This window comes from Algoriphagus aquaeductus, from assembly GCF_003253485.1.
In the GTDB taxonomy this organism is placed as follows: Bacteria; Bacteroidota; Bacteroidia; order Cytophagales; family Cyclobacteriaceae; genus Algoriphagus; species Algoriphagus aquaeductus.
This window is the reverse complement of record NZ_QKTX01000017.1, coordinates 1-15,878: the sequence shown is the minus strand read 5'-3', so window position 1 is coordinate 15,878 and position 15,878 is coordinate 1. Positions and strand designations below refer to the sequence as shown.

Here is a 15,878-nt window from a genome sequence, read left to right as displayed (position 1 = left end):
GGTCTTCTCTCTGGGATATCCTGGGGTCAGGATTATTGGTTCAAAGCGATAAATGCTTCTTCTTTCACATTTTGATTTACTTTGACCGGGTACTTTTCTTTTAGTTTATCAGTGAGGCTTTTGTCCAAAAATTCCTGGTAGTCTCTGATCACCAATCCTCTGGATTCCTCGAATTTTCTGGGTTCAGCGGGGAGTTTTTGGCCTAGATTGATCAAATACGTCGTTCCATCTACTGAAATCTCTTGATAGGAAAGCCCCAAATCGGCTTTTGAAAGAATCGGGTGACTTTCGTATTCGAATATTCCAGATTCTGTGGTAAATGCCAAGGATGCTGTGGACTTGAAATTGGTCTCGAATGCCTGAATCACAGAAGGATTGAATCCATTTCCCTGAAGTGCTTTTCGCCCGATATCAATTTTGGAAAGATCAAGCACCTTCACCAAATAGGCTTCCACTCTATTTTTCCATTGGTAGTTGGAAATATTTTTTCTGTAAAACTCCACCTGACCCAAGGAGTCTGTGATCCCCTTTTGCCAAACCTCTTGGTTCATCAAAGAGAAGAGCAGAATTCCATCCCTGTATTCCTTTAGCAGCATTTGGTACTCTTTGTTGTTAGCCTCAAGATCCATTTGCTCTGTTTGAGATAGGATACTGGCGATGTATCTCCCGTACCATATGTCGAATGTGCCTCCTTTTGATCTTGGCACAAACTCTTCCTCCTGCATGTATTTCCAAAGATCGGAAGCCTTGTAGGTTTTTCCTTGTAAGGTGAACAGTTCTGCCGAAGTTAATCCTTTGGACTCCAAGACTCCTCCAAAAGTGGATTTTGCCGACTCATTGAGGGCAGCAGCAAGATTGTCTACAGAGGTCTCATTTTCTTTGAAGCCATATCTGGCTTTTTGAATCGCCACCACTTGAGATTGGATCATGGTTGATCTTGAATCCCTCAAAATCCTGGATCGGATACTTTCTTCCATTTCCTCGTATGAATCGAGGGGTTTTTTGTCTTCGAGCCTCAGAATATGGTAACCGTATTGAGTTTTGAGGGGAGGGGACACTTCGCCCAATTCGGTGAGGGAGAATGCGGCCATTTCAAACTCCGGGATCATGGTTCCCACCCCAAACCAAGGGAGAATCCCTCCGTTTTCTTTAGTCGCGGGGTCTTCAGAGTAGGATTTTACAATGTCTTCCCAAATGGTGTTTTCCTTTTGAATCTCGGCATATATATCTGAGATTTTTCTTCGGGCATTTTCTTCCTGTCCTGCATTTTGAGGATCAAAGCGAACCAAAATATGAGAAACCCTGACTTGGCCTGGGTTTTTTTGTCGGTCTTTGACCTGGATAAGATGGTACCCAAAATTGGTCAGAACCGGATCCGATACTTTTCCAAGAGGAAGGGAAAATGCCGCATCCTCAAACGGCTGAACCATCTGAAGACTGGTAAAATAGCCCAAGTCCCCTTTGTTTGTTTTGGCAGAAGGATCATCAGAATATTGAAGGGCCAACTCATTGATATCCCCTCCATTTTCAATTTCGCCTTTTACCTTGAGTGCCATTTTCAGTACAATGAGGCTGTCCTCATTGGAGGCATTTGGAGGGAATTGGAATAAAATATGACTTGCTCGGAGGATTTCTTCCATGCGGGAATAAGCTTTTCTCAGTTCTCCTTCCTCCAATGAATTTTTGATGAGGTAAGGGGCGATAAGGGTCTCTTTGAAGGAAGCAAATTCTCGGTTGAATTCTTCAGTTTTGTCAAGCCCGAGCGATTCAGCTTCTCTGACTTTCAGTTTGTAATTGACAAAAAGCTGGAAATTCTCTTCAAATTCTTCTCTACTTACTCCAGTGACAGTACCACTCGCACCTTTTCCTTTGGATAAAAGGTATACCAATTCATCTTTTTCCACAGACTTGCCACCGATGTCGACTAAAACCTCATCTTGATTTTGGGCAATAGCTTTTGGGGTATGTGCACCCGGTGATACAATGAGGATGAAAGCAAGAAGCGCCGAAAGAGCTCGGTAATTCATGAAGTAGAAAGCCGATTTAGAATGCAATGTTACAAATTTAACAGGAATTCGCTTGGAATGCCTTGGTGTGTGAGGTTTTAACCAAAATTAGGACCTGAACTTTTTGATCAGTCGGCAGGTATTGATGCCGTTTTTGGATTCGAATTCTATCTCATCCATTATCTTCTTCACCAAAATGATGCCTAACCCACCTTTTCTTTTTTCTACCATCACTTTTTTGAGATCCGGCACTTCATATTCCAGAATATTGAAGGCCATGCCCTGATCGGTAATTTCAAAAATCAATTTTTGACCAGTCTCTTTTATTCTTAACTGGATATGATCTTGTGGATTGCATCCATGGGAGTGGATAATCAGGTTGGCACACACCTCTTCCACCGCCAGAGTTACCTGGTGCTTTTCCATATCACTCAAAGAAAATCCGGCCAAGGCACCCTGAAGAAACGCTCTCAATTCTGATAGCGCAGAGGTTTGGCAGGAGATATTCAAATCATACTTCATTTTCACTCGCAATTGCCGTGCTTTTATCTTCAACTATTGGAATCAACTGATCCAATCCTAAAATCTTAAATACTTCATACACTCGAGGAGAAAGCCCGAAAATGACCAGCCGAATCCCCTGATCCTGGAAATCTTCCAGATAAGACATGAATACGCCCAGTCCTGCCGAAGAAATGTACTCCAGGTTTTGACCATCTACCAAAATAACTTTGGCCCCTTCTTCCACCAACTCTTTGATTGCGTGATCCAATATCACAGAGTTGCTTGCATCTACTTCGCCGCTTAAGCTCAGGATGTCGAAATGGGATTCTTTGGATTTGTGTAGGTTGAGCATGTAGGTACTTCTATCGTTTTTTAGCTTTCTGATTCTTTAAACTTGACCACCATCAGCGAATAATCATCGTCTATCATGCCATCTCCCCCCACAAACTCATGAAGCGAGTCGATCAAAACCTGCTGAAGCTCTTTGGGTGTTTTGTGGCAGTTGATTTCAACCAGACTTTTTATTCGCTCAAAACCAAATTGATTCCCTTTTTGGTTTTTTGCCTCTACTACTCCATCCGTGATCAAAACCAGGATATCTCCGGGAGCATAGTGGAAGGTTCTTTCCTGAACGTGATTTTCATAGAGCTTGTTTCTTAAAATTCCCAAGCCCAATCCATCAAACATCAGAAACTCAGATTTTTGTTCATTGGCACGATAAATCAGCGTCGGCACATGACCTGCCCTGGCGTGAGTGAAGGAATTTTCCCGTAGATCAATGAGGAAAATGGAAGCTGTAATAAAATGGTTTCTTTCCAGGCATTTACTCAAGGCCGCGTTGGCCCTGATCATAAAATCCGAAGGACTAAGTTCCAGCTGGATGAGACTGTGAAAAACGCCTTTCATCTGTGACATGTGAAAGGCGGCCGAAGTTCCTTTTCCGGATACGTCTCCGATGATCAGCACGTATCTGTTTTCATCGAGCTTGAACGTGTCGTAGTAATCTCCCCCAACTTCATCGGCTGCATTGGAATAGGCACAAATGTCAAAAGAATCCGGATGATCCAATCGAGTCGGTAAAAGCGCCTTTTGAACTCTTTGTGCAATTTTAAGCTCTTCCTGATATCGCTCGTTGAGAATGGCCTGATTGAGCAGACGGTGGTTTTCAACTGCAATACAGGCCTGTCTTACAAATGTGCTGATGATGTTGATCATCTCTTTGTTGAACCCATCCCGAACCTCTTTGCACAACACCATTCTGCCTATGGCTACTTTATTGATGGTCAAGGGGACCAGCAAGAGGGATTCAAATTTGGGATGTTCCAGACGAAGGGAAAGTGGTTGAAGGTTTTCCGGCTTGTCTCCCGTGGCCCAATCTTGGGCTGCTTTTTGGGTTTGAATCCAATCCGAAATCTCCTTTTTGGTTTCCAATTCCAAAAATCGGAGTTGATCAATTTCAGTGAGGTTTTCGGAAGGATTCATTTCAAGCCATGCGGCATCTGAATAAGAAGCACTCATGCAGGAGTCCATCAGGATATCCAATACCTGTTCCTCGTTTTCTTCAGGCTGTATGGATTGACTCAGTCGTTGGAAATTGATCGCCTCGGTTAATTTTTGTTCAAAAACTGAAGAAGTGGGAAGGTTAAACAGGGTGACCAAAAAACTGAACAGGGCATACACAAAAATAAACCCAAAAAGGGCCATGAGGAAAAGGTTGTCTGTCAGGTTGATTTGAAATCTTTCATCATTCCCGTAAGTAAGGAGCCGGTTGAACAGGTATCCGGTACTCAACAGAATGATGGAAAGGAAAAGAATGGATTTCCACTTCTCCTTAAACGTCAGGTAGGGAATCCACTTCAGGTTTCCGGACAGGACGATGGAAATGATCAGGAGAATCACCAGCCCGAAAAGAAAGCTATAGTCAAAGTTGTTTTTGTTGAAAAACACGAAAAACATGGCTACCAGCATGGTAAATTCAAAAGCCTGCCATTGTTTGACGACTTGTTTGTTTTTCTGGTAGAGAATGAGGTGCTTCCAAAGCAAGGCTGTGGAAATAAGAAACAGGGTAGTAAAGGCGAAATTGAGGTGGTAAAAGAAGTTTCTCAGAAAAGGCTCATTTCCGATTTTACTTTCGCCCATGACCGAATAGAAAAGCTGGGTCAACAGCCCCATCGCCGAAGCAAAAATTCCGGTCGTAGCTCCCCGCCAAATTAGGTTAAGGAAATCGCCCTGACTGTTTTTGCCGATAGAATAGGTGTAAAATCCATAGAGCGTGAAAAAAAACAGGATCTCCAAAATCCAGGTAAATTCTTCGGAAATTCCGGAATCCAATTCATTGATGATTCCAAAAATTCTCACCAAATCCACAAACAGTAGGGCCAGCCATACCAAAATGGCTAGTAAAAAACTGAGTTTGCCGATATGAATTGTTGGGATCTTGACCATCGGAATGCTTTCGCAATAATACTTAATGTCGATCAATCCTGATTTTCTGATCAGACTTAGGATCAGGGATCGATGTTAAAAATCATCAAAATTTGGTTAAAGGAAAACTAAATCTTCCACGATGCCTTTTCCGATTTTTTCTTCGATTAGAGAAAGAACCTTGGAACGGTTCAATTGGAGTTCTTTTTTTACAGGTCCCGAGGTAATTTTTACCACCAGTTTTTTTTCTTTTATAAAAATAGTACCGGTCCTATCGGCAATGGTTTTGCCTACCAGGTCTGTCCAGGAGTTGATGAGCAGATTTTCCCGAAATTTATCCTCCAGTCGATAAGCTTTGAGCAGTTCTTGGAATGCGGATTCCAGTGGAGCAGCTTCTTTTTTCCTTCCGTGATAGGGATCGTATTTCATAAAATCAGATAAAAAGCTCCAAGGCGATAGTATCGGCAAGTAATTTACCTCTTCGGCTCAAAGATAGGTGATTGCCTTGGGCCAATAACCACCCTTCCTTTTCTAATTTATGGATCGTAGTGGATTTGATTGTCCTAAGGTCGACCTGATATCGGTGGAGCAAATCGTCCAAATCAATGCCCCAAATGGTACGAAGTCCGGTTAATATCTCCTCGTTGAACTGATCGGTCCGGTCCATAGGGTCAACCTGGAAAGGGCTAGATCCGGATAGGAGCATTTTTACATAAGCCGGATTGGAAGAGGGGTTGAATCCCCTTTCTACTCCGTTGAAAGAATGGGCACTCGGGCCCAATCCCAAGTAAGGAATACCCTTCCAATAGCTGGTGTTATGAACAGCAAATTGATTGGGTTTACCAAAGTTTGAGATCTCGTATTGGACGTACCCTGCTTTGTCGGTCTGCTCTTGAAGCCATTCAAATTGTTCTGCAGTGAAGTCCTCCTCTGCAGGTGTGAATTTTCCTTTCTTGGTCCAGTTTCCGAGTACAGTCTTTGGCTCGACAGTCAGTGCATAGGCCGAAATATGGCCTGGATCCTGCCGCAGAGCTTCCTCGAGGTCTTTTTTCCAAAGATGATGATCCGGATGTGGGAAACCGTAAATCAAGTCAATCGAAAATTTCTCAAATCCTCCCTTTCGGCCCAATTCTATCGCTTTTTTGGCCTCATCGGCAGAATGGGCCCGGTTATATGCTTTGAGGATCTCTTGCTGAAAGCTTTGGATTCCCAGGCTGAGCCGATCAATTCCCATGGATTTCCAATGGTTGATCTTTTTCTCATTCAGATCATCGGGGTTTGCTTCCAGCGTGATTTCTGTTTTTTTTCCGGGGAAAAAAGTGAAAATCTTTTCCAAGATCCTCTCCAATTGGACTTCAGGCAACAAAGAAGGAGTGCCCCCTCCAAAATAGACTGTTTCTACCGCCGCTCCATTCAAATAGTCTTTCCTTTGCTCGATTTCGATGAGAATGGCCTCAGTCAATTCATTCATTTTACCCAGGTTGGTAGTAAAATGGAAATCACAATAGTGACAGGCTTGCCTGCAAAATGGAATATGGATGTAGATGCCTGCCACGCTATTTCAGTTAACTTGCAAATATAACTAATCCCCATCTCTTGGTTTGAGAGCACCTTGTTTGATCCTGATGTTTTGGTTACTCCTCGGAAACACGTGGTGCTTGGGACAAAACGTTTTCTCTGTTCAGTGGAAAAAAAGCGAGCAGGCCCAGTACAAAAGTCGGGTGTTTCAAGAAATAGGAAGCGCAAGGCTATTCGCGGATTCCATCAGGAATGTATGGACTGAGAATGGATTTCTTCAGACTGAAGTCGGCCAACAGCAGCGATTGGATACCTTATTTATTCACATCGACTCCGGGCCTCTGTTTTTTTGGGAAGAACTCCGAATGGGAGAGGTACCTCAGAAGCTTTGGACAAGAATCGGTATGTCTGGAAAGAATTATTCTGAGCCGTATGGATGGATGGAGAAGGTGGTGAGAGAAGCCGAAAACCATGGTTATCCCTTCGCGAAGATCTGGCTGGACAGTGTGAAAATCGAAGGGGAAAGCCTTTCTGGGGTGTTTGTCTTTGAGGAAGGGCCGTTGATTACTTGGGATAGTCTTGTAGTCAGCGGAGATACCAAGACCCAACAAAGGTACCTGCAGCAATTTTCGGGCATACTGCCGGGAGCGGTGTTTTCCCAATCGGATTTGGAAAAATCGATCCAGAGGATTAAAAGATCACCTTATTTTTCCTTGGCCTCCGTACCCGAACTCAACTTCCAGATCAAAACTGCCAAGCCGTACTTTATTCTAAAAGACAGAAAAATCAATGTGTTTGACGGTGTCATCGGATTGATCCCCAATCAGAATGAACCCAATACCTTATTACTGACCGGAGAGTTGAATTTGGATTTGTATCACCTTGGAGGAAAAGGAAGAGATTTTTCAGTGCATTGGCAACGCCTAAACATTCAATCGCAAAGTCTGGAGGTAAGTGCAAAGGAGTCCTTTTTGTTTCGATCTCCTCTCGACCTTCAATTGAATTTTTCGCTGCTCAAGCAAGACAGCTCATTTGTCAACCGGACTTTCCAGATTGATTTTGGATATCGGATTTCTGACTCCGGGTATTTGAAGTTTTTCAACCGAAGGCAATCAGGAGACTTGATAGGAACTTCAGAGAGGACTAGCCCTCTTCCAACATCTTTGGATTACCGATGGAATCAATATGGAATTGGAAGTACTTGGGACTGGTTGGATGATCCTTTTTTTGCTCGAAGAGGAGCAATTTTGACTACCGAGATTTCATTGGGGAATAAACGGGTAATTGAAAACACGGCCCTTCCAGTAGAATTATACCAAGAAATCCCAAGGTCCTCTCCTCAATTTCAGGGTATGGTAAATGCGGAAAAGCATCTTTTCCTAAAACCTTTTCTTGGCTTGTATTTTCGTCTGAATGGGGCAATCATGAAAAATGAAAATTTGTTTCTCAACGAATTTTACCGATTGGGAGGGCTTCGGTCCATCCGAGGTTTCAACGAGAAGTTTTTCTTTGCCGACAGGTATGCTTTTTTTAGTGCTGAGCAGCGAGTTTTCTTCGGAGACAATTCCTTTCTGATGGTGTTCGGAGACTTTGGAGTACTTAACAACTCATATTTTTCACCAAAAAATGACAAACCCCGCTCATTTGGATTGGGAATAAATTTGGACACTGAAGGAGGATTGTTCAGTTTTGTGTTTGGTTTGGGAAGTTCGAATATGCAACCCTTATCGTTTTCCTACTCCCGGATTCATTTTGGTTATTTGGCTAGATTTTAGAGTGATTGACTGTTGAGATGTTAAGGCTTGTATTGATTCTTGGTTTTCTGTTTTTGGGCCGTACTGGTTTTGCCCAATTAGTGGAGAATTATGACCAAGAATGGGTCAATTCAGACAAACAATCTCTTGTCTCCCGAGAAGTCCAAAAACAGCTGTCGGTAAATTTAGAGACTTTTCCAGAGTCGTTTTTAAGATTTGAGGTTCCAGGGAATTCCACGCTATTTATCGAGGGGAAGCTGTGGAGGTTGTTTCAAAAGGATACTGTTTTTCAGGTGCCTGTCTACAAGCTGAAAGAAGAGTTTGAGAAAGAAACCATCCAATTGACAGTCATCAATGACAGGATCAGTCTTGGGGGAGTTTCATTGAGTGTTTCAAAAGTTTTAGATCAGGAAATGACTATGGGCTTTACAGCCAAAGCCGGAGATACGCCTGAGAATAGAAGGGTCATCGCCCAGCCGATCAAAGATTTTTATTTCACCTCCCTTTTGATTATTCTTTTCCTACTGGCTATTTATCGACTGGCGTATCCCTATCTACTGGGCGTGTTGTTGCAGCCACTGGCAGTGATTAATGCCGAGGATTTTTCAGAAAGTGGGAGTTTGCAGAAGTTCTTCTCTTTCGATATCCTGTTTTATTTGTTGATTGTCGGAATGATGATTTCTCAAAGTGCCGTAACCTCAATTTTGATTTTTAGGCCGGAATGGCTGAAAGGTTGGTTGGGGTGGGATTTTGCCTCGTTTATGATGATTTGGCTCGCAGGGTCTTTTGGCATGTTGATTTTGACGATTCTTAAATTTATCGCCATCAGGATAATCAGCTATCTCTTTGACCTGGGCAAATCTGAATTCGCTCATTTTTTCTACTTGCTACGCCTAATTGTAATCGGGTTTTCCGCGGTGATCCTAATAGGGTGTTATTTTATGGTCAACAATTTTTCAGTAATCTCCTCGGTCTTCGGTTCGCTGATGTCTTTGTTCTTTTGGTTTTATGTCTTAGGGGTCTTCGGGCTCTTTTTGATTATGATGAATCGGTTGAGTTTTAAGAAATACCATTTATTTACTTACCTTTGCATCGCGGAAATAGTACCTTTTTTAATCCTCTCCAAGTGGATTATGGTGCTAGGCCAATGACGTTTTAAACTCATAAATAAAGGAAAGACTAGCATGAGTGCAGCTCCAAAAGATCGCTTTAAGCCAGTAAAAAGTATCCTAGTTTCCCAGCCAAAGCCTACAGACGCAAATTCTCCCTATTTACTTCTTGCGGAAAAATACAAGCTCAAAATTGATTTTAGACAATTTATCAAGGTTGAGCCAGTCCCGCCGAAGGAGTTTAGAAAGCAGAAAATCGATATCCTGAAGCATACGGCGGTTATTTTTACCAGCAGAAATGCGATTGATCACTTTTTTGCGATCTGCAAGGATTTCAAAATTGAAATGCCTGCTGAAATGAAATATTTCTGTATTTCTGATCAAACAGCGCACTACCTTCAAAAATACATCGTCATCAGGAAACGCAAGCTTTTTGTAGGTCAGAAGACCGCTGAGGATTTGTTTGATTATTTTAAAAAGCATAAAAACGAGAAATATCTTTTCCCCTGCTCGGATATCAGAAAAGATGATATTCCGGGATACATGGAAAAGCATGGCATCACGTTTACCGAAGCAATCATTTATCACACCGTCGCCGCAGATCTCTCAGATTTGGCAGATGTCAAATATGATATCCTTGCGTTTTTCAGTCCTTCAGGTATAAAATCTTTGAAGCAAAATTTCCCAGATTTTGAGCAAGGAAATACCAGAATAGCAGCTTTTGGGCCTACCACAGCCCAAGCGGTAAGAGATATGGGTTTGATTTTGGATATTGAAGCTCCGATGCCAAATGCCCCAAGTATGACCGGTGCATTGGAGCTTTATATAAAAAAGGCCAATAATTTGTAATTCTTAGAATCATTTTCTGTGGTTTTTCAGTTTAAATTCCTACACTAGTTTAAATTTGAACAAGCCATAGCCAAATGACTACAAAAAGCCCATTGGATATTTTTTTCAAACTTAGTCTTACTGTGACCTTTCTGCTAGCTTCAAAGGTTGCTTTTGCTCAGCAAGACGCGCAGTTTACGCAGTACATGTTCAATGGGACATTTTACAATCCCGCGGTGGTAGGTAAAGAAAGCGGGTACCGTTTTTCGGCACTGCATCGGTCTCAATGGTTGAATTACACCACAAGTTCTGGTGCCGGTGGAGCTCCCACTACCCAATTGATTTCCGCTCAGGGAAGGCTGGATTCTAAGAATGTCGGTTATGGTCTTACGCTTGTAAATGATAAGATTGGAGCCACATCCAATTTGGAGATTAACCTACAAGGGAGTTATCATAAAAAAATCAAAAGGTCAACCCTAAGTGTGGGAGGGTATGTCGGCATGTTCTCAAGTGCTTTGGATTATGGGGAACTCATCGTGGTCAATCCCGAACCTAATCTTCCTCAAGCAGGTAAAGAAAATCAAATGGCTTTGGACTTTGGAGCAGGGGTGTTTTTTGACCGGAGAGATTTTTATTTGGGATTAAGTGCCAAGCATTTAAATCAACCAACTTTTGATTTCGGAGATGCCTCCTATGAGAATCAGCTGAAAGATCACAGCTACTTTCTTTTTGGATATAGGGTTCGGCCAATAGGTCAGTTGAGAATTGAGCCGAGTTTCCTTATAAAATCTGTTGGCTTTAATAATTTTTCCTATGATGTGAGCGTTATGGCTACTCATCAGAATAGGATCAATGGGGGATTGGCGTACAGAGGGGAAGAATCCATTTCCCTGATTTTGGGCTACAGTCTTTTAAGGGATAATTCGTTGAAACTGGGCTATGCGTTTGATTTGGTAGTGGGTGGATTGGAGGCCAAGTCTCCTACTTCACATGAATTAATGCTAAGGTACACTCTGGTGGAGGTAAGTAGGGAAATAGAAAGAGTGATCCAAAGAACTCCTAGATTCAGGTTTTAAAACACTGGTCTACCTCAGTATAGTGTTACAAAAATCTGCGTTACGTTTGATTTACAAAAAGGTTTAAAATTGGCAGGTTATTTGCATTAGTGCGGTTTATTCCGCTAAATTTCGAACTCCATGAAGATTTTAGATTGGGAAGAATTTGATGATTTAAAAAACGTCATTTATGTATAAAAAAATGAAACTCCGTTTAGTGCCGCTCACTTTTGGTCTAGCAATTGTTCTTTTGCTACCGGGTTGTGGTCTTTTTAATAAGAAGGGTTCGGCTAGCGAGAAAGCAAACAGAAGGGGTGAGGTGACAGGGGTTCCCAAAAGGGCAAGCTGGCAGCAAAACCTTCCGATCGACATGGTTCCGGTGAAAGCGGGTACGTTTTGGATGGGGCAGTCGGATGAGGATATTGCCTACACCCAATCTGCAATGAACAAGCAGATTACCATCTCTGAATTTTTCATGGACAAATATGAAGTTTCCAACAACAAGTACCGCCAATTTTTGGAAGCGGTCAAAAATGGTGAGCTAGCGACAGGTACACCAACCACACTTAAAGATCCTCCATCTTTGAATTATGATGAGTTGAGACCGGATACTACTGTTTGGTCTACCAGTTTTTCATACCACTATGGTGATCCGTTAATGGAGTTTTATTTTGATCATCCTGCCTTTGATAATTATCCTGTAGTAGGAGTCACTTGGGATCAAGCTAAGAAATACTGCGAGTGGAGAACTTACCACCTTAGAGCAAACGATGAATCTGACTTTGATGTGCCTTCCTTCCGATTGCCTTCAGAAGCGGAATGGGAATATGCTGCAAAAGGTGGAAAAGATGTGGCCAAGTATCCTTGGGGAGGTCCATATCTTAAAAATAAAAGAGGTTGTCTAATGGCCAACTTTAAGCCTGGAAGAGGTAATTACATTGACGACGGCTTTGCCTACACGGCGCCGGTAGATGTATTTGCTCCCAATGGTTTTGGACTATATAATATGTCAGGAAATGTAGCGGAATGGGTGATGGATGCTTACAAAGCTACCGCTCGAGTGGACACTTGGGATTTGGATCCTGTCTACGATGACCCAAATGAGCCTAGAAAGCTTGTTCGCGGAGGAAGTTGGAAAGATATCGCACATTACCTAGAAACCTCAACCAGAGCTTATGAGTACCAGGATGTTGCTCAAGCTCACATCGGTTTCCGTACGGCCATGACCTTCATCGGTAGATCCGGCTCTATGGACGTCAAATCATCAAAAAGAACAAGAAGATAAAAAAAACAAAAACCTAAACCTTAATTCAAAAATTACAAAATGGCTAGCAAAGGCAACTTCTTTTATTCCAGCGTCATGCCCAAGATCTACGGTATTGGTGCAGCAGTCGTTATTCTCGGTGCGATGTTTAAAATTCTAGATTGGCAAGGTGCCAACCTGATGATTGGTGTAGGTTTGACAACTGAGGCAATTATCTTCTTCCTATCCGCATTCGAGCCAAGACAAGAAGAAATGGATTGGAGTAAAATCTATCCAGAGCTAGCAGACGGGGGGTCTTCGAAAAAATCTAAAGGTGATGATGTTTCTGCCAAGCTTGATGACATGCTTTCCAAAGCTAAGATCGGTCCTGAATTGATCGAAAGCCTTGGTAAAGGAATGCAAAACCTGGCCACTTCTGCAGAAAAGATGGGAAATCTTTCAGATGCTGCAGTGGCTACCAACGAATATGCTACTAATGTCAAATCTGCTGCCAAGACTTTGGCCGATATGAACGTTTCTTATGGTAAAACTGCCGCGGCACTTACTGAAATGTCTGCCGCATCACAAGATGCAAAAGCATATCACACCCAGATTCAGACCGTGACCAAGAATCTTTCTGCCCTCAATGCAGTCTATGAATTGGAGCTTCAAGACGCCAACAGTCATGTGAAGACATTGAATAAATTCTACAGCAATATGTCTGCTGCTATGGCAGGGATTACAGAAGCTGGAAAGGAAACTGAAGCCTTCAAAAATGAATTGGCTAAGTTGAATCAAAATGTTAGCTCTCTCAACAAAATCTATGGTGGAATGCTTTCTGCCATGAAAGGTTAATCCGATTCTCTCACATCTAGCATAGAAAAAAACAGAAGATGGCAGGAGCTAAAGAGACACCTAGACAGCGGATGATCGGGATGATGTACCTGGTATTGACGGCCTTGCTGGCCCTCCAGGTAAGTAATCAGATCCTCCAGAAGTTTGTCCTTCTCAATGACGGGATGGAAAGAACTTCCAGAAATTATATTTTGAAGAATGAGTCTACCGTAGGTTCGATTGAATACACGGTAGAGCAACAAGGTAACAATGAAAAGGACGTTCCCAAAGTAGCTGCTGCCAAAAAGGTCAGAGAAGCTACCAAGGAAATCTATGATTACCTGGAACAACTCAAGCAGGATTTGATCCTTCAGTCCAATGCGAAGAATGAGGAAGGCAACTTTGTGAATGCCAACCTGAAAAATACTGAGGTTCCTGGAAACATGTTTGCCAATAATGGTAAGGGGGAAGAAATGAAGCAAAAGCTAAATGAATATCCTCAAACTATTCAAGGAATACTTAGTGGAATTGGAATCACCGATTTGACATTCCGTCCAATCGCGAGAGATGCAGCAGAAATCGAACTCTTTGCAAACGATCGTGAGGCCAGAAATAAGAGTTTTGTGGCTTTGACTTTTGTCAAATCTCCAGTGGGTGCAGTGATCGCATTGATTTCTCAATTCCAGAATGAGGTATTGAATATCGAAAGTGAATCTTTGACCAATATCGCCAATACCATTGGATCGTTTTATTTCAAAGCTGACATCACTGAAGCAAAAATCTCCGCTGTATCGAATGTGGTTGCAGCAGGTACCAAATTCGAAGGTACCATGTTTATCGCTTCTTCTTCTTCCTCCGCAGTACCTACCATGAGTTTGGACGGACGTGCGGTACCTGTAGATGAGAAAGGTTTTGGTAAGATTGAGTTTACAGCTACGCCCGCCGGTCAATACGATGACAAAGGGTTGGCTCGTAAAGTTCTTAAAGGAGAAATTGTGACCAATGTGGGTGGTGAAGACAAAGTGCTCCCGGTAGAATATGAGTACTTCGTTGCACAGCCTGTGATCAAAGTTTCTTCAGAGGTCGTGCAGCAATTGTATGCAGATTGCGCCAATGAGCTTCTTATCGAAGTTCCAGCTTTGGGAAATACGTATTCTCCTGAGTTCAATGTTTCCAATGGTCAACCGATCAAAGGCAATCGTCCAGGTCAGGTGACTGTGATTCCCGGAGCTTCCGGTAAAGTGACGATTGGCGTCAGCAGTGGAGGTAATAAAATCGGAGACGTTTCGTTTGATATCAAGCCTGTACCTGCACCCACTATCCGTGCGGTGGGATCAAATGGAGCAGAATTGGATATGAGCCAAGCTCAACCCGTGAATGTATTGAGTGGAATGAAGATAATTGCCAAACCTGAGCCTACTTTCGCCAGAACGATGGCCAAGGACGCTAATTTCGAGGTGACGGGAGGAGAATTGATCCTCTTGAGAAGTGAGGTCCCAAGAGCTACGGTTCCAATTGGCTCCGGTATGAGATCTTTGCTCGAAAGTGCCAGACCGGGTGACCAAATCGTAGTTCGAGTAACTCAAGTAACAAGAACCAACTTCAGAGGCAACAAAATCAACTCTGAACAAAGAGAAATCCTTCGAATTCCGATTAAATAAGAGGAACTCGATTTAAATAAACTTCCTATGAAACGATTTGTGCGACACATCTTTTCGGTAATGCTAATTGCCTTTGGAATTAGTGACTTGGCTGTTGGACAGGTGGCCACTTCTGTGAATCCTTCCGGATTTGGGGATCGGCAATTTGCCATGGACACCGTATTATCTGCCAAACGTATCCGAGAGGATGATAAAATGTACCAAATCTCTGTTTGGAGAAGAATTGATCTAAGGGAAAAGTATAATCTTTCTCTTTACGGTTCAGGAGATAATAAGGCCAATGGAATTGTAAACCATATTTACAAAGCGGTGGTGGATGAAAACGCATTGGAAGTTTTTGCTGACGAAGATTTCACCAAGCCACTTTCTATTGCGGAATTCCAAGATAATTTCTGGATCTCTGCCAATGGTGATTCGATCTTCATGAAGCAATTGTATTATCTCGATTTCAAGGAAGACTTTGTGTTTGACCGTCATCATTCAGATTTAGTCTTTGATATCAAGTATATTGAGCTTGTCATGCCTTCGGTTACCAATGCCAATGCCGGTCAAAAGACAGTTGCGTATATCCGATACAAGGATTTTGTGAATTACTTTAAGAATCACCCGGAAGCGCGTTGGTTGAATTTTCAGAACATTTCCAAAAGCCTGACCTATGATGAGGCTTTTGAATCCAGATTGTTTAGATCTGTGGTTCGAAGATTCACTAATCCTGACGAGGCTTTGATTGCCGATTTGGTAAAAGCAGATCATCCTAATCCGGAGATGCAGGCGTATATCAACTCTTTGGAGTTTGAGTACAAGCTATTAGAATTTGAAAACTCCCTTTGGGAGTGGTAATAGAAAAGAGGCTGTCTCAAAAGTAGATAGTTTAAAGGCTAGCTGATTTCTCGGCTAGCCTTTCTTGTTTAACTCAAAATGGATATTTTGAGGTGTGCAAAA

General features: G+C 42.4%; 14 protein-coding genes. 8 read left to right on the top strand and 6 right to left on the bottom strand.

Features of this window, described 5'->3' with window-relative positions; all coding sequences use genetic code 11:
• Positions 1-32: 32 nt before the first annotated feature.
• The 6 genes from CLV31_RS18320 to hemW all read right to left on the bottom strand — a co-directional run bounded on the left by CLV31_RS18320 (position 33) and on the right by hemW (position 6,489).
• Entirely contained in the window at positions 33-2,027 is a 1,995-nt protein-coding gene (locus CLV31_RS18320; protein ID WP_111394533.1) for a peptidylprolyl isomerase, read from the bottom strand.
• An 87-nt stretch (positions 2,028-2,114) separates the two neighbouring features.
• Positions 2,115-2,528 carry an ATP-binding protein gene (locus CLV31_RS18315; RefSeq protein ID WP_111394532.1) on the bottom strand — a complete coding sequence of 138 codons (414 nt, stop codon included), beginning with the start codon at positions 2,526-2,528 and terminating at the stop codon, positions 2,115-2,117.
• Complete coding sequence (locus CLV31_RS18310) at positions 2,518-2,862, bottom strand: STAS domain-containing protein (protein ID WP_111394531.1); 345 nt, start codon at positions 2,860-2,862, stop codon at positions 2,518-2,520. The genes CLV31_RS18315 and CLV31_RS18310 overlap by 11 nt, the downstream gene beginning before the upstream one ends.
• A 20-nt stretch (positions 2,863-2,882) precedes the next feature.
• Complete coding sequence (locus CLV31_RS18305) at positions 2,883-4,955, bottom strand: GAF domain-containing SpoIIE family protein phosphatase (protein ID WP_111394530.1); 2,073 nt, start codon at positions 4,953-4,955, stop codon at positions 2,883-2,885.
• Between the two features lie 96 nt (positions 4,956-5,051).
• The gene (locus CLV31_RS18300) at positions 5,052-5,363 is read right to left on the bottom strand and encodes a DUF721 domain-containing protein (RefSeq protein ID WP_111394529.1); all 312 of its coding nucleotides are present in this window, start codon (positions 5,361-5,363) and stop codon (positions 5,052-5,054) included.
• A 4-nt stretch (positions 5,364-5,367) separates the two neighbouring features.
• The gene (hemW, locus tag CLV31_RS18295) at positions 5,368-6,489 is read right to left on the bottom strand and encodes a radical SAM family heme chaperone HemW (protein ID WP_111394528.1); all 1,122 of its coding nucleotides are present in this window, start codon (positions 6,487-6,489) and stop codon (positions 5,368-5,370) included.
• 70 nt (positions 6,490-6,559) lie between these two features.
• Between hemW and CLV31_RS18290 the strand changes: the two genes are divergently transcribed.
• From CLV31_RS18290 to porN, 8 genes are all read left to right on the top strand, one after another.
• Complete coding sequence (locus CLV31_RS18290) at positions 6,560-8,227, top strand: POTRA domain-containing protein (protein WP_146250926.1); 1,668 nt, start codon at positions 6,560-6,562, stop codon at positions 8,225-8,227.
• 17 nt (positions 8,228-8,244) lie between these two features.
• Positions 8,245-9,357, top strand: a complete 1,113-nt coding sequence (locus tag CLV31_RS18285; protein WP_111394526.1) for a DUF4271 domain-containing protein — start codon at positions 8,245-8,247, stop codon at positions 9,355-9,357.
• Positions 9,358-9,390: 33 nt separating this feature from the next.
• Positions 9,391-10,164 (top strand): uroporphyrinogen-III synthase, encoded by a 774-nt coding sequence (locus CLV31_RS18280; protein ID WP_111394525.1) that lies wholly within the window; start codon positions 9,391-9,393, stop codon positions 10,162-10,164.
• 74 nt (positions 10,165-10,238) lie between these two features.
• Positions 10,239-11,219 (top strand): PorP/SprF family type IX secretion system membrane protein, encoded by a 981-nt coding sequence (locus tag CLV31_RS18275; protein ID WP_111394524.1) that lies wholly within the window; start codon positions 10,239-10,241, stop codon positions 11,217-11,219.
• A gap of 169 nt (positions 11,220-11,388) precedes the next feature.
• Entirely contained in the window at positions 11,389-12,483 is a 1,095-nt protein-coding gene (gene porK / locus CLV31_RS18270) for a T9SS ring complex lipoprotein PorK/GldK (protein ID WP_111394523.1), read from the top strand.
• Positions 12,484-12,522: 39 nt separating this feature from the next.
• Entirely contained in the window at positions 12,523-13,296 is a 774-nt protein-coding gene (gene porL / locus CLV31_RS18265) for a type IX secretion system motor protein PorL/GldL (RefSeq protein WP_111394522.1), read from the top strand.
• 38 nt (positions 13,297-13,334) lie between these two features.
• Complete coding sequence (gene porM / locus CLV31_RS18260) at positions 13,335-14,936, top strand: type IX secretion system motor protein PorM/GldM (protein WP_111394521.1); 1,602 nt, start codon at positions 13,335-13,337, stop codon at positions 14,934-14,936.
• A 27-nt stretch (positions 14,937-14,963) separates the two neighbouring features.
• Complete coding sequence (porN, locus tag CLV31_RS18255) at positions 14,964-15,776, top strand: type IX secretion system ring subunit PorN/GldN (RefSeq protein ID WP_111394520.1); 813 nt, start codon at positions 14,964-14,966, stop codon at positions 15,774-15,776.
• Positions 15,777-15,878 lie beyond the last annotated feature (102 nt).